Raw genomic sequence first — 25,073 nt, 5'->3', positions numbered from 1 at the left:
CCCCGATTCGGGGTGGCCGAGCTTCGTGCGTCTTGAGGTGGGGGAACGGCCCGGCCTCGGCGCTTAGCCGGCCGGGGCGCGCAGGAGGCGATCTTGTGTGCTCTCCGGCAGGATCCGGCGCAGGACCGGTGCGGTCGAGCTGAGGGAGGCCGCGAACGCGGCGACGAGGTCGTGCGGCACGCTTGCGCAGAAAGACGCGGCCCACAGAAACTGTGCCCCGAGCACGGGCTCAGCCCATGCCTGCCATCCGGCCATGCCCGCCTCGTCTGCCTCGGCCATCAGCCCGCGCGGGTCGCCGTCCTGGATGAGAGGCGGTACCTCGCCGAGGCTGAGGTGCGAGGTGAAGGTCGGGTCTATCGCCCCAGCGTCCGGCCGATCGATGTCGCAGACCCAGCCGTGCGCGGTGACGGCGTCCAGGACCAGCTCCGGCCCGGCAAGCGGCACGGCGGGCTGATCGCGGGCGTCGAGCGCAACAAGGAAGTCGACGAGGACCTCGCCCGGGACATCGGAGGTGAAGTAGGCGGACCACGTCGCGAGGGAATCGGCCGTCTCCGCGCGAGCCGAGACCTGCCAGGCGATCGGCAGCTCGCCGAGACGGAACGGCTCGTCCGCCAGGACCCATTGGGCCCACCGGAGGGTGTCGGGGCTGATGTGCAGGACGGTGCTGCGCAGGACCTGCCGGTCCTCTGGCGCCTCGTCCGGTTCCTGTCGCCCGCGGACGATCGTCAGGCTCGTCCAGCCAAGGCCGGCGAGCGTGTCGGCGACGGCGTCGTAGAGCCGCCCGTCATCGCCGGCCAGGTGCCGGGGACCGACCCAGTACGCGGACTGGGTGCTGTTCGCGGCGGAAGGATCGAGCGGGAAGTCGGGGTGCAGGGGCGCCTCCAAGGGCTGGGTGCGGATCTATTTGCCGCCGGCACGGCGGCGAGGGCGGCGCGGGGGCGCCTGGACGGGTGTCTGCCAGGCCAGGGCAACGGCGACCTCGGGCGGCAGGTGACCGAGTTGCGTATCCGCGTCCCGGCCCTCAGCCAGATAGACGACGGGCCGCCCGGTCTCGTCCACGGCCTGGACGACCTGCTCGATGCGATGCCCCATCGGGAAAAACGGGTTCATCGCCAGCCGCAGCGGAGCGCTCCGGTTGTAGCTGGACAGGTGGTCGATGAGATCGCCGACGGTCATCTCCGTGTGCTCCACGGGAACTCCTTGCATGAGGAAGGCAACTGAGGATGGCGGGCACGACGCCGCCGACGAGCCGGGAAAGAGCTTCCAGCGGGGAAAGTTCCGCTCGGCCTTCTCGCGTTACACGCGCCGTGAGGTCTCAAGCACCCGGGCCACGGCGGCGGCCACAACCTCGGCCGGTGTCTCGGTGTCGAAGGACACGTGATAGCCGCGCACTTTGGCCGTGCCGGTGACGGCGATCTTCCATCCCTCCCCATCTGTGCCGGGGCGGCCGAGCGGGAACCAGCCGAGATAGAAACGGCCGTCCTTCGAGTTGACGTGCACGTCCGCGCGGTCGTCCACGACGAGGTTAAAGTCGTCGGCGGAGAACTGATCCATGACGAGCGTGGGCTGGCCCGGGCCGAGCTGCCACTCGCGCAGCCGGAGGGCTTGGACGGTGGTGGAAAATCCGGGGCTCAGCGGAGCCACGGTCACGAGCAATCACCTCTCTGACCTGGGGTTTCTTGCAAGTTCGTCTACGTTGACATGCCCCTGCACCCGTTGGCCAGTCTTTGAAGGATCTTTCCTGTCTGCCCCCGGCGAATGTCCGCTGTCATCCAATCGAGGCGCTTGACAGCGAAGCCAGTCGTGTGAGGTGAGCCACTGGGGGCTGCGTGGCCGTACCGGCTTGGGTCGCTTCCACAGCAGGCGAACTGCGATCCTCGTGCAACGCGGCAGACTGAGGGCCGGCGGGTTGAACACATGTGAGGGGGAGTCTTGCTCGGCGAACTTTGGAACAGCATGTCTAGCGAAGTACGAGTAGCCGTGGGAGCTGCAATCATCAGCTTCGCGGCAGCGGGCATTGCCCTGTGGCAGGCACGCATCGCTAAGGACCAAGCGCTGAGTGCGCGGTCAGCCGCCATCTCCGCCGGCGAACAGGCCGATGCCGCCAAGGCTCAGCTTGAACTTATGCAACGGCAAGTCGAAGGGGAGGAGCAGGCGCGCTTGGAGGCCAGCGGCCCACAGCTTGAGCTGGTTTCCGCTCACACGGCTCGAGACGGATGGTCGGAGTCGTATGCCGCTATAGCCTTCCGGCAACTTTCGGGCCCAGCCCTCACTGACGTTCGGGTTCACGCCTCCGGTGATGGTGTCGACGGACTACGACGCAAGCGTGCCTACGGAACGTACGGAGATGGTGAGTACGACTACGAAACGGTCCAGCAGATCGACATCGGCCCCATGGCAGCCGGAGGAACTCACACGCTCCATGTGTCGCTCGACTACGACACTAGCGAAACCAAGATCCAGCTGAGCTTCTCCTGCTCGGCTGGCCAGGGCCAGCCCAGCTGGGAGCGATCTCTCCAGGCCAGCGCAGCACCTGTTCCAGCTCCAGCACAAGTCACACGCCGCCGCCGAGGCCAGGGGTGAGTTGATTCAGTCCTGCCGCCGAGTCGACTCGCTTGGTTGGCAAAGGACTGAGTTCGTTGTCAACGGACAGCGAACTGCCTGGTGGCCGGTCCACAACGCAGCCACAGTGGAGCGATGATCATGGGAACATGCGTGCCTCTGGAGAACTGCGCCGCAGCCAGATGCCGAACTCTCAGACGACAAGGAGCACCTCGTGGGCACTCATGATCTGGAGGATTTCGTTGCGCAGACCGCGACCCGACTGGCTGCCGAGTACGAGCGCATCCGCAAGCGGAATGACGACCGCGGGACGTCTGGCGACGAGGGCGAGGCCAACTGGGCTCGGATCGTCTTGGAGCAGTGGCTTCCAGAGGGATATCACGTGGTCACCAAGGGACGGATCCTCAGTGCGAGGAACAGCGGTGGCGATCCCGATGGGCTGCCGGACATCAGCCCGCAGATCGACGTGTTGGTCCTCTCCCCCTATTACCCGAAGTTCCTGGTCGACAGCGAGGTGAAGACATATCTCGCCGACGGTGTGATCGCGGCGTTCGAGTGTAAGAACACTCTCAAAGCTCACCACCTGGCCGAGGCGGCTCGAACGGCGGCGATCGTGCGCAGGCTCACCGCACCGAGGATGGGATCCCCATATCGGGAGCTGTTCGGCAGGCCAATCTACGGAGTTCTTGCACATTCTCACCGGTGGAAGGGCGAGAACTCCGATCCACTCGTCAACATCGATCAGGCCCTGTGGAAGGGGTTGCAGGGCCTGGAGCACCCGCGAGAGATGTTGGACGTGGTGTGTGTCGCCGATCTCGCTACATGGTGGGCCGCCAAGATTCCGTGGGTACTGCCGCAGATGCGGAGGGGGAACTGGGATCGAATCAAGGAGGTGGTGGATCTCCCGGACACGGGCTACGCGATGACGCAGATACTTCGAGAGAAGAACGTGACCTCGCCACTGATGGCGCTGATGACGGTACTGATGCGCCGTCTTGCGTGGGAGGAGCCTCAAATGCTGCCGCTCGCCGAGTACTTTCGTGCTGTGGCCAGGCAAGCCGGTGACGGACCGACCCGGATCTGGGGCGGCGATATATACAGCCAGCAGGTACGGGATGTGCTTACAGGGCCAGGCTGGGTTGCCAACGACAGGACCTGGAGAACTGGGGACGAGTGGGCGAGATTTCTGGTTTAGCCCGGAAGCATGGGGCGTGTAGTCGCGCGGGCTTGCACGCGGCGCCCCGGCCAGGTATTGGCCACTCGTAGAGCGGGCGACCGCCCTGGCCCGCGCTGCCGCCCAATGACCGCGCACCGCCGAGCGGTCAGGCCCTGGGCCTCGATGCCACCGGCGCGCCTCAGCGGGGATGGGCACTGACGTACCGCGGGGCCCGGAAGGCTGCGGGACTGCCGCTCTCGATCCGCGCGCAGCATTCCGAGATCACCGAGGCTGCGGGACACGAGCGCCAGGCCGTGGACGACTGATCGCCCATGCCCCTGGGGCGAGAGAGGCCGGGCGGGTCGGGGCTCAGATCGCGGTTTGAACCGCCGTAGGAAGTCAGTGGCCATCGATGTCGTGTCCGTCGTGATGACGGGAGCTGACGGACGTCGGGCTACGCGACCAGCCCCCGGGACGGGGTCCCGGGGGCCTGTTGGTCGAGGGTGATCGTGGGCTAGCTGGTCTCGCCGTTGCTGTCCTGCTCGGTCTCGGACGCCGCGCGCCGACGGGCGGCAACGACGGCGCCGATGCCAGCGGCGACGAGGAGGCCAGCGCCGCCGAGGATCCACGGGGTGGCGTCGGCTCCGGTGTGGGCGAGGGAGCCGGCCGGCGCCTTCGGCGTTGCGTTGCCGGTCGCGTCTGCCGCCGGGGCGGTCGAGGAGTCGGCGTCCGGCGTGACGGAGTCCGTCGGGGTCGCCTTCGACGCGCCCGATGTGCTGTCGGTGGGCTTGTCCCCGGGCGTGGACGGGGTGGCGGTCGGCTTTTCGGTCGGCGTGGGCTTCGGCGGGGTGGCGGTCTTGGCGTTGGTGACGGTCACGGTCACCGGGGCCCCGGGCGTGACAGTGAAGCTCTTCGAGGGCTTGTAGATGTCGTAGCCGGCAGGTGCCTTGACCTGCTTGACCCAGCACTCGGCCTTCCGGCTGGTCACCGGCAGTTCACCGGTCGCGGTGCCCTTCGGGCCGGTGGTGAGGGGCAGCAGGGTCGCCTCACCACAGCCGATGTTCACGGTGGAGCCGGGGAGCATCTTGCCGGTCTTATCGTCCTTGGCCTTCAGGAGCACAAGGGCCGGCTTGAACGGGTCGACGATGGTAAGGCGAGCGGTGGCGCCCGGGGTGACGATGACGTCCTGGTCGGCGACGACGTCGTGGAGCGGGCTGCCGGAGGAGGTCTCCTTCAGCCGGTAGACGCCGGGGGCGAGGTCGGTGAAGGTCAGCTGGCCTTGGGCGTCGGTCTTGCCGGTGCCGGCTTCCTGGCCGGTGGCGTCGAGAAGGAGGAAGGCGGCGCCGGGAAGGACGTCGCCCGCCGGGTCCTTCTTGACGATGGAGACGCTGCCCGCGTCGGGGGCGGGGGTCTGAGTGGAGGTGGCGGAGGGGGTCGGCTCGGGCATGTTGGCGCTTGCGGCCGGGGCCCAGGTGAGGGTGCCGGTCACCGCGGCGGCCACGGTGGCGGATCGGACGGCAACGCGGACGGTACGAGCGTGCACGAGAAAGGGCTCCTTGATCAGGTGGTGGGAAGGTCATCGAGTCCGGCCTCGGCCAGGGGCCGCAGGAGGGGCGACGGCGGGCGAGTGGCGGGGTGGCTGCTTGACCGTCGCTTCGGCGACGTAGAGCTGGTCGCGGGTATGGAAGGGAACGTCCTTGGCCGTGCGGTTGACCGGCTCGGTGGAGATCAGCGAGGCGATGGACGCCGCGACGAGCGTGGTGGGCGTACCGAACGAGAAATGCGCCTGCCAGTGCGGTTCGCTCGGGTATCCGCCCCAGGCTGTCCAGGTCGGTCCGCCGGATCCGGTGAGGGCGTACCGGTGCCGCACGCCCCCGAGCCCGTCCGGCGCGAGGAAGATCTGCGTGCCACCAGTCATGACCTGGTGACTCCAGCCACGGGCGAACAGTGGCGCGTACGCCTCGTACGGCGCAGTCGCGTCCTCGTACAGCCGGTCGCGGTCGCTGTGCCGGTCTTCCAGGTAGAGGTCGAGCAGTTCGGTGTGGAGATCGTGCAGCAGCTCGACCGGTGTGGAGGCGTCGAGCGTGATCTGCCAGGCCGCGGGGCCGAACGGCACGCGGTTCGCGGCGATAGTCCACGTTCCCTTGCGGGGCCTGTCGGGTTCGAGGACGAGGCGGGTCCACAGCCTCAGGCAGGGGCTGGTGGCGAAGGCCGTTCCCTCCTCGGGCTGGTGCAGTGACCAGTCCTTGTCGAACGGGAAGGGCCAGGCAGTACGGGGGCTGGCTGGGCCGGGTCCTGCCAGGTGGCGGGGAAGGACCTTCACGGTCTGGGCGGGGTCGAGATTCTTGAACGGGTCGGCCGACACGAAGTGACTCCTGGAGAGGCCGTGCGGAACGCTGGGCATTGGGGAACGGGCGGGCGGCCGGTCACCGGGTGCGGCCACCGCTGCAGGTGGCCGGCGGACAGGGAGCCTTGTGAGCGGTACCGCCCGCGGTGCGGCGCGTTGCCGACGCGGCCCAAGCGCCGGGGAACCAGATGGCTGTATACCGCTCGATGGCATCACGTAGCGAGGTGGTGACGGCGCCCTCCCACGGCGGCTTGCCGGGCCGGTGGAATGTGCCGAATGTGCCGTACTGCTTGGCGCCCTTGCGGGTGTTGTGGGCTTCGTCGCGGCGGTGAAAGGTGCCGTGGTCCACGAAGTTGAGCGCCACAGCGTCGATCTCGCCCTTGTCCGCGTGGACGACCGCCAGGCGCAGGCCGCCGTACGTGTCCCCGTGGATGGTTCCGGTGAAGCTGATCCGCAGCCGCAGCGGTGCGCCCGCGACGGGGGTGGCGTAGTAGGTGTTGCCCACGACGGTGCCATCGGGGAAGGGGAGGCACAGTTCGGCGAAGAACTCGGGGGCTTGCAGGGACAAGAGGTATCTCCGGTCGAGGTCGAGCTGGCGTCAGCGGCGCGGACCGGGCAGGGGCGGGCGGCTGGTGGTGCTCCAGCGCGGAACGCTGGGGGCGGGGAGCGCGGCCGGTCGGCGGGAGACGGCTCGCTGCACGTCGAGCGGGGTCGGGGCCGGCGGGCTCGGCGGGAGGATGGGGGTGAGCTGGGCCATGCCCTCGACGTAGCTGTAGGTGTCCTGACGCCAGCGCGGCAGCGGAGCCGGATCAGAGACGCACTCGGTGACGGCCTTGATCAGGGCAACGGGGGTGTCGTTGCTGGCGGTGGCGTACCAGGCGGGGCGGTCGATGGAGGTGCCGGCCCACAGTTGCCAGCGTGCGTCGCGGGTGGTCAGCTCGGTTTCCGGGTCCAGGCGCCCGGTGGTGAACTCCAGTCCGGCGAGCCCGTCGGCGGAGTGGATTGCGAACACTCCCCAGCGGGGGTTGTCGATTTGCCAGCCGCGTTGGATGAGGGGGACGACCGCGAGGAACGGATCGTGGTCGGTGCTCCTCGGGTCGGGCGCGGCGAGGTAGGCGTCCGGGTCGCTCTCGTACGCCTGGGCGAGGGCGGTGGTGAACGCCCGGACGAACTCCGTCGGGCAGGAGTCGTTGAAGCAGGCGCCCCAGGTCGGCGGGCCGAAGGGGTCCTTGTAGGCGTTGATACGCCAAAGGCCGTCGTCTTCGCCTTCGGGGAGGTAGCCGAGGCGGACCTTACGGTCGGGAGCCGTCACGTAGGCGTTGCCGAGGTCGTCGTGCTCCAGGTCCCAGCCGAGGTCGAGGAGCGGGGCGAGCGCGGGATCGCCTATCGCGGTGCTGCCGGCGAGGTAGCGCGGGGAGATGTAAACGTCCCCGTCGATGGTGCGAAAGTCGTCGTCAGGTGACATGGGTATCCGGTGGTCAGGAGGCGGCGGTAGCCGGTTCGACGCGGGCGACGAGCCGGCCGAGGGCGGTTTCGGCGCGGGCCCGGGCCGCGTCGCCTGTGGGGCCGGTGGTGATCAGGTAGCCGATCCGGGCGGTGAACAGGTCGCCGCCGTCCGCGGGCAGGAGCAACTGGTCGCCGAGGCGGCGCTGAAAGTGGACCTTCTCCAGCCAGGTCGGGCGGGGGCCATCGAAGTGGAGCCGGGTGAGCGTTCCGGAGGTCTCCGGGTAGATCAGCTGGATGGAGGCGGCCGAGGCCCGGGTCGGCGTGAGGTTCGGGGTTCGTCCGCAGGCGATGTCGGCGGCGGCGCGGGAAGGTCGATGCCTGTGGCGAGTTCGACGAGGCGGCCGATCATGTCGCCGCCGACGCGCGCGTTGACCTCGATCAGGCGGAGGCGGCCGTCGACCAGGCGCATCTCGACGTGCTGGATGCCGTCGGTGATGCCCAGGGCCTTGATGGCAGCGGCGGCGACGGGGGCGACCACCGCGAGGAGCGGGTCGCGGGCATCGACGGTGTGACCGGTCTCCTCGAAGTACGGTTCCGGCCCGAGCGCCTTACGGGCGACGGCAACGGTGGTGGTCACACCGTGGTGGGTGACGCATTCGACGGAAACTTCCGGGCCGTCGAGGTACTCCTCGACCAGGACCGCGGTGTCTTCGCGGCTCTGGCTCGCGCCGGCCGTGGCGAACTCGAAGGCCGCGGGGAGGTCTTCGGGCCGGTCGACTCGGATCACGCCGATACTTCCGGCGAAGGCGGCGGGCTTGAGTACGGCCGGGTAGCCGATGGTCATCGCGGCAAGCCCCGCCTCCTGCAGGGAGCGGGCCGTCATGGAGGCGGCCGACGGGACGCCGTGGCGCGCGAAGAGGGTCCTGGCGGTGGCCTTGTTCCGGCACGCCTGCATCACCTCTGTCGGGTTGGCCGCCAGGCCGAGCGCGCGGGCGAGTCGCGCGGTGGGGACGAGGTGCCACTCCGACCATGTGACGACACCGGCGAGTTCGCGGCGCTCCGCGAGCGTGCGGCCGGCGGCGAGCAGGGCCGTGGTGCTGTCGAGATCGGCGACGACGTGGTCGATGATGTGCGGCTTCTCCCACGACGGCTCGGTGCTGGTGATCAGGACGACGTCGTAGTTGGCGGCGACCTGCTCCAGGCAGTAGCCGCGGTAGGTCTGGTCACCGGGGGCGACGACGAGCACGACTGGACGAGGGGACAAAGAACGACTCCGGGTGATCAGGGGGCGGCGTGGCGGGGAGGGTTGATCAAGGGGTTCGGCGGCGGCGCAGCTCGAACGCTGTTGCCCACTCGGGGTGTTCGGCGACCAGACGGCGTGCGTACAGGGCCGTGAAGTTGTTGTTCAGCCCGCGTACGCCGTGCGGCATCCGCCATCGCAGGGTTTCGAAGAGGCTCTTGAGGCCGATACGGGTGGCTCCAGCGGCCAGCCGCTCGGAGGTCATGCGTTCCAGTGCCCGGTAGACGTGCGGATGTTGAGCGTCGAAGGCGTGGAACTGTTCGGTAATGGTGGGGCTCGGGTGGGTGGTGGGCATCGGGGAGGGCTCCACGAAGGCGGGGATGAAGGAGGATGCGCGCGGCGGCGCGGTTACGCGGCCAGGGCTGGGTCGGTGCGCAGGCGGGCGAAGGCGATGGCCAGGCCGAGGGCCTGCAGGGCGGCGCAGGCGGTGATGACGTGGCCGAGTGCCCAGGGCGGGGTCAGGGCTGTCAGGACGCCGGCCAGGGGGAAGGGCACCAAGAGGATGAGGATGGTGGCCGAGAGGGTGCTGCCGAACACGTTCGGGGGGATGAGGCGGGAGCGCAGGGTGCGCAGGACGACGGTCATGCCGCCTTCGCCGGCCATGAGGACGGCCACGAGGGCCAGGTAGGAGAGGTAGTCCGGGGCCTGGGAGACGGCGAGGCACGCGAGTGAGGCGATGGCTGCGCAGGTCGCGCCGACGGGCCACAGGCCGAGGCGGTCGATGGCGAACCGGCAGATGGTGACGGCGAGGAGGGTGGCTCCGGCAGCGGCGGACCAGACGAGTCCGACGGCGGTGGTGGACTGGCCGTAGTGGTCGACGACGATCACGGGGCCGGCGGCCTGGAGGAATCCCGTGGCCAAGTTGGAGATCGTCAGGCCGGTCACGAGCCAGCCGAGCGCGGGCAGCGACCTGATGGTCTTCCAGCCGGTGATCAGGCCGGCGCTCGTACGCTGCTTCGGTGCTCGGGCCGGGGCGACCGCCGACGGCGGGGTGTTCAGGGCGAAGAGGGCGGCGAGCAGCGACAGCACGGCGATGACGACGAGCATCCGGGGTGGTCCGGCGAGCAGGAGCAGGCCGCCGAGCGCCGGACCGGTTAGCGTCGCGGTCTGGTCGATGCCGAGCAGGAGGGACTGGACGCGGTGCGCTTTCTCCCCCGCCGCCCGGCCGGCGGCGGCTCCCGCCGTCTCGGCGGCGATATAGCTGAACTCGGTGAGGATGCCGGTCGTGGCGGCGAGGGCCATGACCGTCACGGTCGCCACGGTGCCAGCGGGGTGGAGGAAGAGGACGATCGCGCCTGCGGTGACGACCAGGGCCCGGCCGAGAGAGGCGAGGAAGAAGACGACCGAGGCGCCCCTGCGGTCCACGACCGCGCCGGCCCATCCGAACGCCGCGAGCCGGGGCAGCCACTCCAGTGCGAACGCGAGGCCGGTCAGAGCGGCGGAGTGGGTGGTGGCCAGCACCAGGAGCGGGATGCCGTAGGTGGACATGGCGAACGCGAGCGCGTCCATGGTGCGCGGGAGGTAGATGCTGCGCAGCAGTCCGGCGGTGTGACGGGCGTGCCGGGGGCCGGCGATCAGGTCGGTCATCGTCGCTTTCGTCAAGGGGCACGGCCCGTGGAGCGGGGGAGGAGAGGGGGTCACGTACGCATCGGGTGTGCGGCGGCGCGGGCCGGTGCGGCGGGCGGCGGGTTCACGCGGCGTTCCTGGCGGCATCGAGGAGCTCGGTGGAGGTGCGGTCGGCTCCCGTGTGGGTGGTGATCCACGCCTCCAGAGCGGTTTTCGGAGCGGTGAGGCTGCTGGCGGCCGCAGGCGAAGGCGCAGGGCCGGCCGTGTCGCCAAGGAGCCGCAGGGTGGCTCGGACGCGTGTCACCAAGGAGCTCGTGACCTCGGGGTAGTGGTGAGTTCGGGCCCAGCGGGCCGCCTCGTCGTAGACCTCGGCCGCCTGTATGCCGGACTCGGTGAGGCCGAGTCCCTGTCGGGCGCGGACGAGGCCGAGGGCGTGGGCCTGGTCGGTGGCATCCCGGATCTGATGCGGCGCGAGATCCGAGAGAATGCGCGTCAGCCCGCGGGGCGGGATGGGGCCGTTGTCGTCGATCTCGGTGATCAGGCGGATCAACGCCGGGGAGGACAGCACCGTGCAGGCGCGCTGGACATCGGCGGTGGAGGGGGAGGTATTCATCGGCGCGGACCTGCCCCCGGCAGCGCCGACTTCGAGCGGGCGGGAGTGGCGTGGGAGAACAGATCACGGTGCTGCCACGCCGCAGGCGCGATGTGTCCCGCCCGGACCGGTGCTGGCAACGTGGTGGGAGCGGGCAGTCGCGCTTGGTTGCTGACCCACTTCTCCGGGGACGGCGCGGCGTCCGGCCGTCCCCAGACCGGATGCCTGGCGGCCTGCGCTAGGGGCTGCCCGGCGGACCATGCGGACAGAGCCCCGAGCACCGGCCCGAGACCGTCGCCGGAATCAGACAGCCGGAAGGGCTGTCCCTGGCCGGCGGTGTCGACCAGTCCGTCGGCCACGAGCTGGCGAAGCGGGGGGTAGATGTTGGTCCAGTCGCTGCCAGGCATGACGATGCTGGCCAGGGCGCGGCCGCTGGCCTCCCCGCGGACCTTCAGCACCCACAGGATCGCGGCGGCGTGACGGCGGGTAAGGAGCGTGAGGCTGTCCTCGATCTGCTCGATGGCGGGCAGCGGCCGCTCCGGCTTCTCCAGATGGTCCTCCGCCCAGGCGGCGATCAACGGCAGGACCGGCAGCAGCGCAGTTGCGCGCCCGGTGTGGCCGTAGGTGACGTGCCTGGCGGAGTGCTTGGTCCGCTCGACCAGGCCGGCGTCGCACAGCGAGCGGAGCTTGGGATGAAGTTGGCCGCTCTGCAGCCAGGACAGTCGGTCCGCGAGCTCGGTGTACCGAAGCGGCCTGCCGGAGAGGGCCAGCAGAATCCGCACGTTCCATCGCGGGGTGATCATGGCGAGTGCCTCGGTGACCCGGGCGATGTCGGTGTCGGTAGCAGGGGACAGAGCGGTGGTCGCCAAGGGATTGAACTCCTGGGTGAGGTAAGGGGAAGTGCCCGAAGGTCAGCGGCTCGGAGCCGTGGACGCGGCCGCGACGGCGGGAGCAGGAACGGCTGGGGCCGGGGCAGAGGAAGGCTGGGGCCGGGAGACGCGTCCGAGGCTCTGGAGAACGGCGGAGAGGGTCTTGGCCTGGGTGTCGCGGACGGCGATCGCTTCGGCGAGGCGGCGGGCGCAGTCGAGGACGTGCGAGACCTCGTGAGCCCCGATGTGCCGCTCGGGGTTTACGAGCTGGGCGAGCCGGTCGCAGTGGAAGGTGATGCTCTGCTCGGCGAAGGCGAGGTCGTGGTGGCCGCCGAGGAGAGCGGAAAGCATGCCCGGGGGCTGGTCCTGGGCGTGGGCTTCGAGGTCGGCGAGCGGCGCGCCGTACAGGTCCTCGATCCGTCCGGCTATCTCGGTGGGCGTGAGGTGGGGCAATCGGCGATGGCTTTCACGGTCGGCGGGTCCGGGCCGCCCCGGCACGCGACAGTGCCGGGGCGGCAGCGGGAAGGGTGGTGGTGACCGGCTGCTGGGCGAGGCGATCAGGTCGGCCCGGTTGCTGGAGCGGGGGCATGGTGCGCAGCAGTTCTCCGAGCGCTGCGCGGTAGCTGGCGCGGGCGTCCAGGGCCGCTTCGAGCCACTGGGCGTCGAGGTGCAGGTCCTGCGCGGACAGCTCGTCCATGTCCCGGTCGGGTGCCATGGCTTGATGGACGCGGTCACGAACCCGCGCGACCTGCTCCTCGGCCAGGGCCAGGAAGGACCGCAGTTCCATGGCCCGCGTCAGGGCGGCTGATGCCTGCGGGCCGACAGCGGCCTGGTACAGCTCGTCGACCGTGGCGCCGAACATGTCCTCAAGGACGTTGTCCTGGCTGCTCGGCTTGGCGCGCACGCTCAACGGACCGCTCCCCGATCCGGTACGGGCGCCGCGGCGGGGCGTACGGGCGTGCTGGTCTGGACGGCCGGGCCTCGACGGGTGGTGGGTGTGAGCCGGGCCAAGCGTTCGGCCGCAAGGTGCTGCTTGCCCAGGGCGTGCGGGTCGAGGAGGTACTTCACGACCAGGGCCCGTCCGTCGCACGCGGTGACGGCCGCGTTGACACGGTTGGCGAGATCCATCGTCGGGTCGTCGACCTCGCTCGGCTGCGATTCGAGGGCCGCGACGAGCGCGTCCTCGGCTCGCTCCAGCGCCTCCTGGGACTCGGTGAGCAGGCCGTGCCAGCGGACGACGTCGGTGGCGTCGCGGTTGGCAGCCGGTGCCGCCGCGACCGCGGCCTTCAGCTCGTCCATGCCCATGCCGAAACGTGCTTCGATCTGCTCGGTGAGCACGTCCACGACATCCTCTATGCCGTCGGACAAGGAGAACTCCTTTCCGCCAGGCACAACGGCCCGGTCGCTCTTGGGAAGGAAATCGACGAGCCAGAAGGGAACTCGGCCACGTCGTAGTCGTGTTGTCAGTCGAGGCACATTCGGACGTCGCGATAGACGTAGGATCCGGACACCCAGCCCTTCACGCCGGTGGTACGGTCCGTGATGTAGTGCCAGCCGCCGCTCGTCTTATGAACGGTGAACTTGTGGCCGCGGTAAAGGACGCCGACCGCGGTGGACTTGACGGTCGCCTTGAAGCGGATTGTCACCGCGCGGGTGCCGATGACCCACGGTCCAGGCCGGTCACAGTCACGGATCGTCGGCAGAGCCGTCTGCGTGCTGCTGGGCGCGGCGGTGGCCACGGACGCGGACACGACCGGCAGAGCGAGTGCGCCGAGCAGCGCAGCGGATATCGCGATTCGGGTGGAGCGCATGCGGAAGAAACCTCCGTACAGGAATGGGGGAATGCGCCGATTGGCGACGGCCGGGGTGTCTCCCGGCGGCCGTATAAGAGTCCGGAGAATCGCCGGTTTGGCCAACCGGCGATCGTCGCCTATATTCCGCCGCGCCCGGCAGCCTTGATGCTCACCGCCCCCGTCCCGGCGGGTGCGGGGCAGACGTCTTGGGCATGGGGGCCGAGTGGGTGGAGGGCGCGGCGGGTTTGACGGGCGGGAGAGAGCGGGCTTCGCCGCACAACCGGTCCGCGCACCATTGCAGGGCTTCTCCTACCGTGGCGAAGCCGCCCTCCCGCAGGGTGTAGGTGCACGCGTCGGTGTCCAACTCCTCCACCACGATGCGGAAGGGCAACGGCGCTCTCTCGTCGAGGGCGCGCAGGGCCACGAGGATGACTGGGTCGTCGGGGTCGTCGCGAGTGTGGCTGTAGCCGAGCGCGTAGTGGTCTCCGTCGCGTGCGAGACGTCGCTCGAGCGCTTGTGTCGCCTCGTCCGCCGGCGCGGGGCCCATTCCCGGCGTGAGGCCGATCGCCTCTGGCGGGCAGCCGCGGTGGATGAGCCAGGACTGCGCCAGCGCGGGCAGGGGCAGTTCGGTGTGGTCGAAGCGGAACGTCTGCGCCTTGAGATCGCGCCGCAGGTGGAGGGCGACGAGCTGCGGCTCGCCGGGGATTCCCCAGGTGGCGGCGCCGTTGTGCAGCACGTAGAAGCTGGTCGTGCCGTCGGGGGTGTGGTGTTCGGCGAGCGGGGTGAGCATGTCCAGCTCGATCCCGATCGCGTGCCAGAACGCCTCCTCGATCTGCTGGTCGGCGGCCTCGAAGCCGCCGAGGCGGAGATCCAGTTCGGGCGGGGACATAGATCCTTTCGGTAGGCAGCCCGGTCAGCGACGGGGCCGGGCGACTCCGGGCCACGTTTCTGGCCGGGGCGGGGCCGGCGCTGCTGCCGTGCTCCGGCGGCTGCGGCCCGCCAGGGCAGCCCGGCCCTTCTCGGTGAGGGCGACAGGCTGCCCGGCGTGCAGCGGATGGCTCGCGTCACGGGAGACGAGCCCGGAAGACTCCAGCCGCTGGAACTGGGTGTACGGGATCCGGGTGCCGGCGGCGGTGGCCACGGACATCCGGCCGGTGAGCAGGTGCTCGTAGAGCTTGGCACCGCCCGCGATGGTCAGGAGAGCCGCCTGGTCGGCGGCCGGAATCGGCTCCCGGACAACCGGGGGTGCGCTGGAGGTCGTCTCGATCGGCTCCAGCGCCGCGATCACGGCGCCTTCGGCCGCATCGCGGGTGGCGGTGGCTCCCTTCAACTGGTAGACGGTGCGGTCGATCCGCCTGAACAGAGCGGGATCGACGTGGAATTCGCCACTGCTGAGCCGGTGCAGCAGTGTGCGGTAGAAGGTCACGGCGGTCTCGGCCTTGACCAGCTCGCGGTGCCGGTCCACCAGGCGCGCGTGCCGCTCGTCGAGGACGCCGCGGTCTCTGTGAGCCCACAGGGTGTCGAGATTGTGGCCGGCCGCGGCCTCTACGCGGTGGTCGAGCTGGGTGACCGCACGCCGGGCTGCTCCCTGCGTGGGATCGGAGGGCATGGGTGCGTCCTCCTCATGGTCATCGGAGGTGGTGCTGTGAGGGGCCGAGAGCGGGGCGGGGCAGGCCCGGAATCGCGGAGGGCAGCGGCGCCGCCTTCGGTACGGGCCCGCGGGTCGCGAGCTGCGGCGAGCGGGAACGAGCGGCATGGGTCCGGGCACTCAGCGGCCGGCGGGCCATCCCGAGGCGCTGTCCGACGGTGTCGTACACGTCGTTACCGGCCCGCGGGCGTACCGCGACGACGTGGATCTCCTGGCGATGCACGGACGCTTCCGGTGCCGGGCGGAGGCCGTAGACGACACGCCATTCCTTGCGGCGGTCCACGAACAGCTTGCGGTACCCCTCCAGGTCGCCGGTGAGTTTGATCCCGAACCGCTCGGCGTTCACCACTTCCTGCAGGTAGGCAAGGGTGAGGTCGCGGATGTCGCCGGGGGCCTGGAGGAGGTCGGTCAGGGCGCGGGGATCAAAGCTGAGGCCGAAGGCCGGCTGCTGCCCCGTGCTCATGACGCCGGATCGCCCGGTTCGTCAGACCCGGGCACCTCGGGTTCCGACGCGTTCGCCTTCTCCGTACGGGCGGAAGGCGGCGGACCAGGCAGGATGCGGTGCGCGGGACGGTCCGGGGAGGTCATACACGCCGACAGCGGACCGCCAGGTGCGCGGATCGCCGCGATGGCATGGGTGAGGAAGTCCCGGTGCCACACGAACAGACCGGAGAGCCCGGCTTCGGCGTCCTTGTGCTGCTGGTAGGCGAGCCAGAGGGCATGGAGCCACGCGACGACATCGTCGTGCTCCTGCCATTGAAGGCACCAGGGCGCCGCCGTGGTGACCTCGGCTCCGTAGACAGGAAGAAGGAAGTCGTCGACCCAGTCGCTGAGCGCGTCGAGTTCGTCCTCGTACGCCTCGCCCTCAAGCTCCAGAATCGGGCGCGGCTCGGGGGGAGCAGCGGCTGCGGGCATGCCGAGCCCCGGCATACCGAACGCCGCAAACGGCGAGGAGCCGGCGGCAGGAGCGGAGGAAAGCTGATCGAGCTGCTGGGCCTGCTGGGCCGACTGCTCCATCAGCCGCCGGACACTGGCCTCGATGCCTTCGAGGTGGGGGTCCGGAACACGCACAGGCTCCAACTCCCCCTCGTTGGGTTCTACGGATTCAGGTTCAGGGGCGGAAACGGTGGCCTCCTACGAGTGTGGGGAAAAGGCGATACGGAGGCGCCGGGAAATCGGCCAGGCTTGAGGAAACCCATGGCAGGACTGTGCGAGAGCACACCGCGCGGCAGCACCTCGATTGCCGTTCAGTGACGCGCGGTTGAGGTGTCAGGCCGTCAGGACCATGTCGTCCTGGGTCAGGGTTTCGCGGACGGTCTGCGTGAGCCGGTCGGCGGCGGTGGAGGCGTAGTGCTCGGTCTTCTCCACACCGATGAAGTCCCTGCCTTCGAGCAGGGCGGCGACGCCCGTGGAGCCGGAGCCGGCGCAGAAGTCGAGCACCGTGCCACCCGGCGGGGCGATCTTGACCAGCTCCCGCATCACCTCGACCGGCTTCTGCGTGATGTGCTGCCGGGCCTTGCCCGAGGGCTGCGACGCGCTGTACAGGCCGGGCAGATAGACGGGGTTGCGCAAGGCGTCGATGGGGCCGTTGCTGGCCCACACGATGAACTCGCAGTTCTGCGTGAAGCGGCCCTTCTGGGGCCTGGCCTGCGGCTTGTGCCAGGCCAGCACGCCGCGCCACAGCCAGCCGGCCGCCTGGATCGCGTCCGTCGTGACGGGGAGCTGGCGCCAGTCGGTGAACAGCAGCGCCGTCCCGCCGGTCTTCGTCAGCCGGTGCGCCTCGGTCATGATCTGCGTCAGCCAGAAGCCGTACGAACGCTGATCCATGTTCTCGCCGGTGAAGTCAGCGAGGGTGTGCTTGGCGTCGCCGGAGGTGTACTTCTGCTTCGCCGAGCGGCTCGTGCGTTCCTTCGCGGTCCGTCCCCCGCTGTTGTACGGCGGGTCGGTGATGACGGAGTCGACGCAGTTGTCCGGCAGGCCGGCTAGAACGCTCAGGGCGTCGCCCTGGTGCAGGGAAAAAGGCAAAGAGAGACCCCGATTCGGGTGTGAAGATCCAGGAAGAAGACCCCGTCGCGCAAGGAAAGCCTCGTAGGCCGGAATTGGGCATGCAGAAGCCCAGGGCCACGGACAGAGGCAGGGCGAGGGGAGTCCCAAAACTGTAGGGGCGAATTCGCCGACGACCAAGAAGTGCCATGCCGAGGTGCCGGATTCCGGCACCTCACGCCGACTTTTTGGTCAACCGCCGATCTGCACCTACTGTTTTTGAACCGCCCGGCGCACACCGCCGATGGCGATTCCTTCCCCCTGCCTCGCGGAGATTCCCCCTGCCCCGGCACACCTAGCTCACCTCCTGGCCTCCCGAGCGAGCGGCAACTTGCCCGGACCGGCCAGCACCTCGATCGCCCACCACGGCCGCCGCGCCCCTTCCACCACGCCTCGCGCACGCGGCAGGCCACACTGCACCCCGAAAGGCCGTTCCGTGACGTCTCGTTGCCCGCCCCTGCCCGAAAACGACTCCGCGCGAGCGGACGAGGCCGGTTGAAGGCGCTCGCCGCCGGCATCGGCGTCGCCTTCCTCTCCCCGCTCCTCCTCGGCGGCACGGCCATGATGATGGCCAGCTCCAGCGAAGCCGCCACCCGCACCAGCGCCATCGACCAGTGCCTGCCCACCCTGGACACCGACAAGATCACCGACCAGGTCACCAAGATTCTCGACGGCGCGGACGCCTCCGACGTCCACATCGAGGGCCTGTCTCTGCCGGCCGAACAGATCCCGAACGCGCAGACCATCGTGGCCACCGGCATCAGCCTCGACGTTCCCAAGCGCGGGCAGATCATCGCGCTCGCCACGGCCATGCAGGAGTCGAGGCTGCGCAACCTCTCCGGCGGTGACCGCGACAGCCTCGGCTTGTTCCAGCAGCGCCCGTCGCAGGGCTGGGGCACTCCCGACCAGATCCGCGACCCGGTGTACGCCTCGGAGAAGTTCTACAAGGCGCTGCTCAGCGTGCGTGGTTGGCAGCAGATGACCGTGACCCAGGCGGCGCAGGCGGTGCAGAAGTCCGGCTACCCGGACGCGTACGCGCAGTGGGAGCCGCTGGCCACCGCGCTGCAGAAGGCCATCGCCGCCACCTTCCCCGGCAACTCCGACGGCTCCGACAAGAACCCCGACGACACCGCCCTCTCGGGCTGCACCGCGCAGGACGGATCCCAGTACGGACCGATCCCCGAAGGTGCCGTACCCAAGGGCTACTCGATCCCGAAGGACACCGACCCGCGCGCCCGCACAGCGATCGTCTGGGCGATGCACCAGCTCGGCACGATGTACCAGTGGGGCGGCTCGTGCACGGCCCCGCGCGGCCCTGACCCGATGGGCCGCTGCGACTGCAGCTCGCTGATGCAGCAGGCGTACGCCAAGGCCGGCATACACCTCACCCGCACCACGTACACGCAGGTCAACGAGGGCAAAGCCGTCTCCGTCAAGGCACTTAAGCCCGGCGACCTGATCTTCAGCCGCGGCACCGCGGCCCGTCCGGAACACGTCGGCATGTACATGGGCGAGGGGCTCGTGATCGAGGCCCCGCGCACTGGCAAGCCCGTCCGGATCACGCCGCTCAAGGACTGGGACGTCCTCGCCGCCCGCCGCGTCCTCTGACGCCGGCCCCTTCTCGCGCCGCTCGCGCGCCCCTCCCCCTCTTCTTCTTCACCTCCGCCCGGGCCCGCTTGGCCTGCGCACGCAAGGAGCCCTCCCATACCCATGTCTCCCCTCGCCGGCCACCTCATCCACCTCGCTTACGACCCAGGAATTACCCCCCAGGGCGGCGGCCTGCCCGGTCTCACCGTGCTGAAGAACGTCGTCAACTCGATCAACCTGTTCGGCATCATCGCCGTGGTCGGCGCGCTCGCCGTCAGCCTCGCGGTCTGGGCGTGGGGCCACCACACCGGCGGCCACCAGGCCGAGGCGAACGGCAAGAAGGGTGCCACCGTGGCCGCGGGCGCCGCCCTCGGGCTCGGCGCCGCCAACGGAATCGTGGCCTTCTTCTCCGCCCTGGGGTCGCAGGTCCACTAAATGACGAAACGACTCTTCTCCCTTTCGGCCTACGGGGTCGGCTGGTCGGCCCGCCGCCGCGCCGCCGTGATCGCGATCGGGCTTGCCTGCCTGCTCGCCGTCGCCGCTGCGACCGCCTACTTCACGGGCCGCGACGAACAGCACCGTCCGACCGCCAGCAGCCCGGCCCCGACGAGCAGCTCGCCGCCGGCCGACGAGGTGCGCGAGCCGACGCCGACAACGGGTTCGGTGCCCCGGCCGCCGCGGATCTCCGACCCCGTCGCGTTCGCCAAGGAGGCCGCCGTGATGCTCTGGTCCTACGACACCCGCACCACCAGCCGCGAGCAGCAGCTCGCCGGCATGGAGGCGTGGATGACGAAGGAGACCCAGTACAGCGACTGGGTCTCGATCTCCGCGCAGGTGCCGGACCCGACCCTGTGGTCGCGGATGGCCGACCAGCAGCAGTACGCCACGGCCACCGCGGCTGAGGCCCACTACCCGGCCGCGTTCAAGCAGGCCCTGGCCGAGGACCCCGCCGCGATCACCAAGGCGTACATCTACGCCGTCACCGTCACCGGCAAGCAGCGGATCGCCTGGGCCAAGGGCGGCGGAGGGGCGGAGGACCGCTCCGTGACCCTCGCCGTCCAGTGCCGGCCCTCGGTCGACTGCTCGCTCGTCGCGATCGCCCCGCGCGTCGCGCCCTGACCACAAGGAGGTAGCTCCCCCATGGGATTCTGCGACCTTCCCCTCGCGGACACGGTCTGCGCGGTCGGCGAGGCAGTGGACTTCGCGTCCAACCCCGGCAAGGCGATCGGCGACTGGATGGCGAAGTCCGCCGGCGAACTCGCCGCCGCCTCGGCCGACCTCGCCGCCAAGGCCGTCGACGCCACCACCCAAGTCGACCTGAACGCCGGGTGGTTCCGAGACAACTACGAGACGATCCTGCCCATCGGACTGGTCGTCCTCGTGGCCACGTTCTGTGCCCAGCTTGTCCGGGCCGCCATCCGGCGCGACGGGCAGGCCCTAACGCAGGCGTTCACCGGCACCGCGTCGGGTGTCATCTTCGCCTTCGCGGCCATCGCACTGACCACCGTCGCAATCGAAGTGGTCGACGCCTTGTCGGCCGGGCTCCTGAAAGCCTCCAACCTGTCGATCGAGACGGCCGTACGCCGCATCGTCAAGGTCGCCCAGATCGGAGCCCTGTCAGGTCTCGGCTGGCTGGTGATGGTGTTCGCCGCCCTCGGTGCCGCGATCGGCGCCGTCCTCTACTGGTGCGTGATGATGGTCCGCAAGGTCGGCATCCTCGTCATGGTCACCCTGGCCGTATTCGCCGGAGCGGGAGGCGGCTGGGAAGCCGCACGCCGCTGGCGCAAGGGCTGGATCGAGGCCACCGCTACCCTCGTCGTCTCCAAGCTCCTGATGACCATCGTGTTCGTGCTCGGCATCGCCGCGATGGGCAAGACCGACTCGAAGGACGGGCTCGCCGCCCTCGCCGACGTCATGGCCGGCATCGTCATCATGATCCTGATCCTGCTGTGCCCGTACGCCACCTTCAAGTTCGTCCACTGGGCCGCTGAAGGATCCGACGGAGAATCCCTCCACCGCGCCGGTGGCGCCGGTGCGCAGCTGGCGAAGCAGCAGGCGGAGAAGGCGACCCGCAAGGCCGCCGCGATGGCGGCCACCGCAGCAACCGGTGGTGCCGCAGCCGGAGCCGGTGCGGGAGCCGGGGCCGCTCCGCAGGGACCGGACTCGATCCCCGGCGGTGGCGGGTTCCCCGGCGACATCGCCTCCTCCTCGTCCGGCGGAGACCAGGAGAGTTCGCAGAGCCAAGGCTCTGGCGTCTCGCCAGGCGGTGACGCCGTCAAGTCCGGCCTGGAGAAGGCAGTCCAGCCTCCGCCGACCAGCGTCTCCGACGACACCAGCGGCCACGTGGGCGGCAGCCCGGCAGCAGGTGGCGGCTCCGGAGCCGGTGCCGCAGCCGGTCAGGGCGGCGGATGGCAGTCCAGCCCGCCGACCACAACGCCGCCGCCACAGGGCGCTCCGCCGTCCTCCGGCACCCAGCCCGTCGGCACGCAGAACTCCGGATCTCACGGGCCGGCCTCCCCGCCGCCCCCTGCGACCGGCCTCTGACCCCCTGCCCGAAATCCGGGGGCGGGAGGTGACTCACCTCCCGCCCCCGCTCCCCCGCGCCTCCAGGACCAGCCCCTTGTCTGATCTTTCCGTCGCCCCGGTCACGGTGAAGTTCCCCCACCGCTCCCGCCGCGGCATCCTCCTGGGACTCTCCCTTCCCCAACTCGTCCTCGTGTCCTGCGCCTTGGCTCTTCTGCTGGTGACCGTGGTCACCACGGGGCTGCTCGGCGCCATCGCCCTTGCCCCGCTGTGGGCGGCGGTCGCCGCCCTCGTCGCGATCCGACGGCACGGCCGCTCCCTGATCGACTGGTCGCCGATCGTCGCCCGCTACGCCAGGCGCCGCCGCACCGGGCAGACGCTCTGGCTCGCCCGGCCCGTCACCCGCCCCCGGCAGGACGGCGTCCTGCACCTGCCCGGCAGCGCCGCCTCCCTCAAGGTCGTCACCCCCGGCGACTCCGCCAACGGCGCCGCCGCCGTCCACGACCCGCACCAGCAGACCCTGACCGCCATCGCCCGCGTCTCCTCCCGGGCCTTCGTCCTGCTCGACCCCGCCACGCAGAACCACAACGTGGCCGGCTGGGGGCGTGCGCTCGCCGGCATCGCCCGCACCGGGCACGTCGCCACCGTGCAGGTCCTGGAGCGCACCGTCCCCGACTCCGGCGACACCCTCGCCCGGCACTGGGCCCAGCACGGCCGGCCCGACACCCCGGTCGCCGGGCAGATCTACTCCGAACTCGTCGCCGCCGCCGGCCCCGCCGCCGCCCCGCACGAGACCTACGTCGCGATCTCCCTCGACCTCAAGGCCGCGAAGCGCCTGATATCGCAGGCGGGTGGCGGTCTGCCCGGCGCGTTCACCGTCATGGAGCAGACCACGGCCAGCGTCGCCCAGGCCGCGCGGAACGCAGGTCTGATGATCACAGGCTGGCTGAGCGCCCAGGAGATCGCCGCCGTCATCCGCACCGCCTACGACCCCAAGGCCCTCTCGGCCCTGCAGCAGTGGTCCGAGACCGGGCACGCGGAGGCCGACCCAGCAGCCGCAGGGCCCGTCGTCCAGGTCGAGGAGTACGACCGCCTCGCCACCGACACCGCCCGGCACGCGACGTACTGGGTGGAGAACTGGCCGCGTACCGACATGGGCGCCGGGTTCCTGCACGGGTTGATGTTCACCGCCGGCGTCCGCCGCACCCTCTCCCTCATCTACGTGCCCCAGGGACTCGAGTCCGCGCTGCGCGACGTCCAGCGGAAGAAGGCAGCGATCATCGCCGATGCGAGCGAGCGTGCCCGTCGCGGCCAGGTCGATAGCGAGGAGGACTCCGTCGAGTACGCCGACGTCAAGCAGCGCGAGCGGCAGCTCATCGCCGGGCACGCCGACGTCGCGCTGACCGGCCTGGTCACCGTCACCGCCGACACCGACGCCCTCCTCGACGCCGCCTGCGCGCAGATCGAGACCGCCGCCGTCACCGCCGGCGTCGACCTGCGACGCCTCAACTACCAGCAGCCCGACGCCTTCGCCGTCTCCGCGCTCCCGCTGGCCCGCACCACTCTCTGACCCCGCCGCCCTTCCACACCGATACGGCGGCAGGAAGGACCCCCACCCCTTTGACCTCCCCTCCGCGTCCCGACGACGCGCACCCCTACCTCCGCGCCGCCACCGCAGGCGTCCGCCACCACGCCCGTGCCCTCGCACGGCCGGCACCGCCGGATCCGGTGGACCGCGTCCACCTCGACGTGCTCCACGCACACCTGACCTCGCTGCACCGGCTCCTCGACCAGCTCGCCGAGACCGTACGTCCTCCGTATCCCGGCGCAGGCCAGCATCTCGCCGCCGCGCACACCCGGCTGTGGCAGGCCACGGCCGAGGTCCACGCCGCCTTTCACCTCCTGCCGGCCGCCTCCGCGGACTCGACCGAGTGCCACCCCGAGCTGCTCCCAGAGGGACCGCCCGTCCTCACGATCTGCCAGCGCCACCTCGCCGCGAGCCACATCATCCGCCGCAAGACCACCCCCGCAGACCTCAACCGCCCGCACACCACCGCGTGCGCGCGATGAGCACCACCCGCCGAATCGAGGGCCCCCAATGAGCCACCGGCCCGCCCGCAGAGCCCGCCGCGCCTCCGCGAGTCCACTGTTCACCCCGCACGGCACCGACCGCGCCAGCCGCAAAGCCGCCCGCCGCCAGCTCGCCGAGGCCACCGCCAAGGCCCGCGCCGAAGCGGCCGCCCACCCGGCGGGCACCGCGCCGGCCGAGCACGAGATGCCCGCGCCCCTGTACCCGCCGAGCGGACGCCACGGGCCTGCCTCCGCCCGCGGGAACCGGCTCAAGCTCCCCGCCCACCGCATGACCACCGCAATCGCCGCCGGCGCGTACCCGTTCCTCGCCGAAGGCGGACTGGGAGCAGAAGGCATCTACGTCGGCCGCGACGTGCACGCCGAAGCGTCGTTCGTGTTCGACCCGTTCGCGCTGTACGGCAAGGTCGAAGGCTTCACCAACCCCAACATCCTGTTGGCGGGAGTCATCGGCCAGGGCAAGAGCGCCCTCGCGAAGTCCTTCGCGCTCCGCTCGGTCGCCTTCGGCTACCGCATCTACGTCCCCTGTGATCCCAAGGGCGAGTGGACGCCGGTCGCGCACGCGCTGGGCGGCACGTCGGTCGCCCTCGGCCCCGGACTGCCCGGCCGCCTCAACCCCCTGGATGCAGCGCCGCGACCGGAGAGCGTCTCCGAGGCCGACTGGGCCGGGGAGATCCGCAAGCGCCGCCTGCTGCTGCTCGGCTCGCTGGCCCGGACCGTCCTGGGCCGGGACCTGCTGCCGATGGAACACACCGCCCTCGACGTCGCCCTCGACTCAGTCGTCACCCGCACCACCGCCACCGGCCGCACGCCGCTCCTCGGCGACGTCGCCGCCGCCCTCAACAACCCCGACCAGCTCGACTCCGCCGCCGGGATGATGTCCGGACGGCTCGGGGACGCGGCCCGCGACCTCGCCCACGCCATGCGCCGCCTCGTCCACGGCGACCTGGCCGGCATGTTCGACGCGCCCTCCACCGTGGCGTTCGACCCCGGCTCCCCGATGCTCACCATCGACCTGTCCCGGCTCGGCGGCTCCGGCGACGACACCGCCCTCGTCCTCGCCATGACCTGCGCGTCCGCCTGGATGGAGTCCGCACTCACCGACCCGGGCGGCGGCAGGCGATGGATCGTCTACGACGAAGCCTGGCGCCTGATGCGCCACGTCGGCCTGCTCCAGCGCATGCAGGCCCAGTGGAAGCTGAGCCGCGGACTCGGCATCGCCAACCTCATGGTGATCCACCGCCTGTCCGACCTGCTCACCGCCGGCGACGCCGGATCACAGGGCCGCGCCCTCGCCGAGGGCCTCCTCGCCGACTGCTCCACCCGCATCATCTACCGGCAGGAAACCGACCAGCTCCACGCCGCCGCCTCCCTGCTCGGCCTGACCTCCGTCGAGATGGACGCCATCGCCCACCTCAACCGCGGACGCGGCCTGTGGAAGGTCGCCGGACGATCATTCATCGTTCAACACCTTCTCCATTCACACGAGTTGTCGCTGTTCGACACCGACGCCCGCATGCACTGAAAACCCTGTGGGTTCCGTCCGACTGAAA

General features: G+C 70.3%; 29 protein-coding genes and 1 pseudogene. 8 read left to right on the top strand and 22 right to left on the bottom strand.

Annotated features, from left to right (window positions below):
- Positions 1-63: 63 nt before the first annotated feature.
- The 4 genes from ACFV9D_RS06000 to ACFV9D_RS05985 form a co-directional block, all read right to left on the bottom strand.
- Positions 64-885: a DUF317 domain-containing protein gene (locus ACFV9D_RS06000; protein ID WP_385141518.1), complete on the bottom strand. Its 822-nt coding sequence runs from the start codon at positions 883-885 to the stop codon at positions 64-66.
- Positions 886-900: 15 nt separating this feature from the next.
- Positions 901-1,191 carry a hypothetical protein gene (locus ACFV9D_RS05995; protein WP_385141515.1) on the bottom strand — a complete coding sequence of 97 codons (291 nt, stop codon included), beginning with the start codon at positions 1,189-1,191 and terminating at the stop codon, positions 901-903.
- A gap of 105 nt (positions 1,192-1,296) precedes the next feature.
- The gene (locus tag ACFV9D_RS05990; protein WP_385141513.1) at positions 1,297-1,650 is read right to left on the bottom strand and encodes a DUF317 domain-containing protein; all 354 of its coding nucleotides are present in this window, start codon (positions 1,648-1,650) and stop codon (positions 1,297-1,299) included.
- A 417-nt stretch (positions 1,651-2,067) separates the two neighbouring features.
- The gene (locus tag ACFV9D_RS05985; RefSeq protein WP_385141511.1) at positions 2,068-2,289 is read right to left on the bottom strand and encodes a hypothetical protein; all 222 of its coding nucleotides are present in this window, start codon (positions 2,287-2,289) and stop codon (positions 2,068-2,070) included.
- Positions 2,290-2,776: 487 nt separating this feature from the next.
- On the opposite strand from ACFV9D_RS05985, the gene ACFV9D_RS05980 reads away from it, so the two are divergent.
- Positions 2,777-3,757 carry a DUF6602 domain-containing protein gene (locus ACFV9D_RS05980; protein ID WP_385141508.1) on the top strand — a complete coding sequence of 327 codons (981 nt, stop codon included), beginning with the start codon at positions 2,777-2,779 and terminating at the stop codon, positions 3,755-3,757.
- 475 nt (positions 3,758-4,232) lie between these two features.
- On the opposite strand, the gene ACFV9D_RS05975 is transcribed toward ACFV9D_RS05980, so the two are convergent.
- The 18 genes and pseudogenes from ACFV9D_RS05975 to ACFV9D_RS05890 form a co-directional block, all read right to left on the bottom strand.
- Complete coding sequence (locus ACFV9D_RS05975) at positions 4,233-5,261, bottom strand: collagen binding domain-containing protein (RefSeq protein ID WP_385141505.1); 1,029 nt, start codon at positions 5,259-5,261, stop codon at positions 4,233-4,235.
- 33 nt (positions 5,262-5,294) lie between these two features.
- Positions 5,295-6,083 (bottom strand): DUF317 domain-containing protein, encoded by a 789-nt coding sequence (locus tag ACFV9D_RS05970; protein ID WP_385141502.1) that lies wholly within the window; start codon positions 6,081-6,083, stop codon positions 5,295-5,297.
- 61 nt (positions 6,084-6,144) lie between these two features.
- Positions 6,145-6,633: a hypothetical protein gene (locus ACFV9D_RS05965; RefSeq protein WP_385141500.1), complete on the bottom strand. Its 489-nt coding sequence runs from the start codon at positions 6,631-6,633 to the stop codon at positions 6,145-6,147.
- A 30-nt stretch (positions 6,634-6,663) separates the two neighbouring features.
- Entirely contained in the window at positions 6,664-7,530 is an 867-nt protein-coding gene (locus ACFV9D_RS05960) for a DUF317 domain-containing protein (RefSeq protein ID WP_385141498.1), read from the bottom strand.
- A 13-nt stretch (positions 7,531-7,543) separates the two neighbouring features.
- Positions 7,544-8,757, bottom strand: a pseudogene (locus ACFV9D_RS05955) (ATP-grasp domain-containing protein).
- A 64-nt stretch (positions 8,758-8,821) separates the two neighbouring features.
- Positions 8,822-9,106, bottom strand: coding sequence for a hypothetical protein (locus ACFV9D_RS05950; protein WP_385141495.1), 285 nt, complete (start codon positions 9,104-9,106; stop codon positions 8,822-8,824).
- Between the two features lie 53 nt (positions 9,107-9,159).
- Positions 9,160-10,398 carry an MFS transporter gene (locus tag ACFV9D_RS05945; RefSeq protein WP_385141492.1) on the bottom strand — a complete coding sequence of 413 codons (1,239 nt, stop codon included), beginning with the start codon at positions 10,396-10,398 and terminating at the stop codon, positions 9,160-9,162.
- A gap of 103 nt (positions 10,399-10,501) precedes the next feature.
- Positions 10,502-10,990 carry a hypothetical protein gene (locus tag ACFV9D_RS05940; RefSeq protein WP_385141490.1) on the bottom strand — a complete coding sequence of 163 codons (489 nt, stop codon included), beginning with the start codon at positions 10,988-10,990 and terminating at the stop codon, positions 10,502-10,504.
- Entirely contained in the window at positions 10,987-11,838 is an 852-nt protein-coding gene (locus tag ACFV9D_RS05935; RefSeq protein ID WP_385141487.1) for a winged helix-turn-helix transcriptional regulator, read from the bottom strand. Before ACFV9D_RS05935 ends, ACFV9D_RS05940 begins: the two co-directional genes overlap by 4 nt.
- Before the next feature lie 42 nt (positions 11,839-11,880).
- Entirely contained in the window at positions 11,881-12,291 is a 411-nt protein-coding gene (locus ACFV9D_RS05930; RefSeq protein WP_385141485.1) for a hypothetical protein, read from the bottom strand.
- Between the two features lie 13 nt (positions 12,292-12,304).
- Positions 12,305-12,748 carry a hypothetical protein gene (locus ACFV9D_RS05925; RefSeq protein WP_385141482.1) on the bottom strand — a complete coding sequence of 148 codons (444 nt, stop codon included), beginning with the start codon at positions 12,746-12,748 and terminating at the stop codon, positions 12,305-12,307.
- Positions 12,745-13,206, bottom strand: a complete 462-nt coding sequence (locus ACFV9D_RS05920) for a hypothetical protein (protein WP_385141479.1) — start codon at positions 13,204-13,206, stop codon at positions 12,745-12,747. The genes ACFV9D_RS05925 and ACFV9D_RS05920 overlap by 4 nt, the downstream gene beginning before the upstream one ends.
- A gap of 95 nt (positions 13,207-13,301) precedes the next feature.
- A complete protein-coding gene (locus tag ACFV9D_RS05915) occupies positions 13,302-13,649 on the bottom strand; it encodes an SH3 domain-containing protein (protein ID WP_385141478.1) in 348 nt (115 codons plus the stop codon).
- Positions 13,650-13,800: 151 nt separating this feature from the next.
- Positions 13,801-14,520 carry a hypothetical protein gene (locus ACFV9D_RS05910; protein WP_385141475.1) on the bottom strand — a complete coding sequence of 240 codons (720 nt, stop codon included), beginning with the start codon at positions 14,518-14,520 and terminating at the stop codon, positions 13,801-13,803.
- 24 nt (positions 14,521-14,544) lie between these two features.
- Positions 14,545-15,240, bottom strand: coding sequence for a hypothetical protein (locus ACFV9D_RS05905; protein ID WP_385141472.1), 696 nt, complete (start codon positions 15,238-15,240; stop codon positions 14,545-14,547).
- 19 nt (positions 15,241-15,259) lie between these two features.
- The gene (locus ACFV9D_RS05900; protein WP_385141469.1) at positions 15,260-15,742 is read right to left on the bottom strand and encodes a hypothetical protein; all 483 of its coding nucleotides are present in this window, start codon (positions 15,740-15,742) and stop codon (positions 15,260-15,262) included.
- Entirely contained in the window at positions 15,739-16,296 is a 558-nt protein-coding gene (locus ACFV9D_RS05895) for a DUF4913 domain-containing protein (RefSeq protein ID WP_385141557.1), read from the bottom strand. Before ACFV9D_RS05895 ends, ACFV9D_RS05900 begins: the two co-directional genes overlap by 4 nt.
- Positions 16,297-16,548: 252 nt before the next feature.
- A complete protein-coding gene (locus tag ACFV9D_RS05890) occupies positions 16,549-17,304 on the bottom strand; it encodes a DNA-methyltransferase (protein WP_385141466.1) in 756 nt (251 codons plus the stop codon).
- A 513-nt stretch (positions 17,305-17,817) separates the two neighbouring features.
- Between ACFV9D_RS05890 and ACFV9D_RS05885 the strand changes: the two genes are divergently transcribed.
- The 7 genes from ACFV9D_RS05885 to ACFV9D_RS05855 all read left to right on the top strand — a co-directional run bounded on the left by ACFV9D_RS05885 (position 17,818) and on the right by ACFV9D_RS05855 (position 25,045).
- A complete protein-coding gene (locus ACFV9D_RS05885) occupies positions 17,818-18,930 on the top strand; it encodes a C40 family peptidase (protein WP_385141463.1) in 1,113 nt (370 codons plus the stop codon).
- A 102-nt stretch (positions 18,931-19,032) separates the two neighbouring features.
- Positions 19,033-19,344 carry a DUF6112 family protein gene (locus tag ACFV9D_RS05880; protein ID WP_385141460.1) on the top strand — a complete coding sequence of 104 codons (312 nt, stop codon included), beginning with the start codon at positions 19,033-19,035 and terminating at the stop codon, positions 19,342-19,344.
- A complete protein-coding gene (locus tag ACFV9D_RS05875) occupies positions 19,345-20,028 on the top strand; it encodes a hypothetical protein (RefSeq protein WP_385141457.1) in 684 nt (227 codons plus the stop codon).
- A 21-nt stretch (positions 20,029-20,049) separates the two neighbouring features.
- Positions 20,050-21,453, top strand: coding sequence for an ATP-binding protein (locus tag ACFV9D_RS05870; RefSeq protein ID WP_385141455.1), 1,404 nt, complete (start codon positions 20,050-20,052; stop codon positions 21,451-21,453).
- 76 nt (positions 21,454-21,529) lie between these two features.
- Positions 21,530-23,002: an SCO6880 family protein gene (locus tag ACFV9D_RS05865; RefSeq protein ID WP_385141452.1), complete on the top strand. Its 1,473-nt coding sequence runs from the start codon at positions 21,530-21,532 to the stop codon at positions 23,000-23,002.
- A gap of 50 nt (positions 23,003-23,052) precedes the next feature.
- Positions 23,053-23,502, top strand: coding sequence for a DUF6238 family protein (locus ACFV9D_RS05860; RefSeq protein WP_385141449.1), 450 nt, complete (start codon positions 23,053-23,055; stop codon positions 23,500-23,502).
- Positions 23,503-23,530: 28 nt separating this feature from the next.
- Positions 23,531-25,045 (top strand): VirB4 family type IV secretion system protein, encoded by a 1,515-nt coding sequence (locus ACFV9D_RS05855; protein ID WP_385141447.1) that lies wholly within the window; start codon positions 23,531-23,533, stop codon positions 25,043-25,045.
- Positions 25,046-25,073 lie beyond the last annotated feature (28 nt).

Source organism: Streptomyces sp. NPDC059875 (assembly GCF_042731085.1).
In the GTDB taxonomy this organism is placed as follows: Bacteria; Actinomycetota; Actinomycetes; order Streptomycetales; family Streptomycetaceae; genus Streptomyces.
Note: the sequence above shows the minus strand (reverse complement) of the source record. Positions and strands in the feature narration are given on the sequence as shown.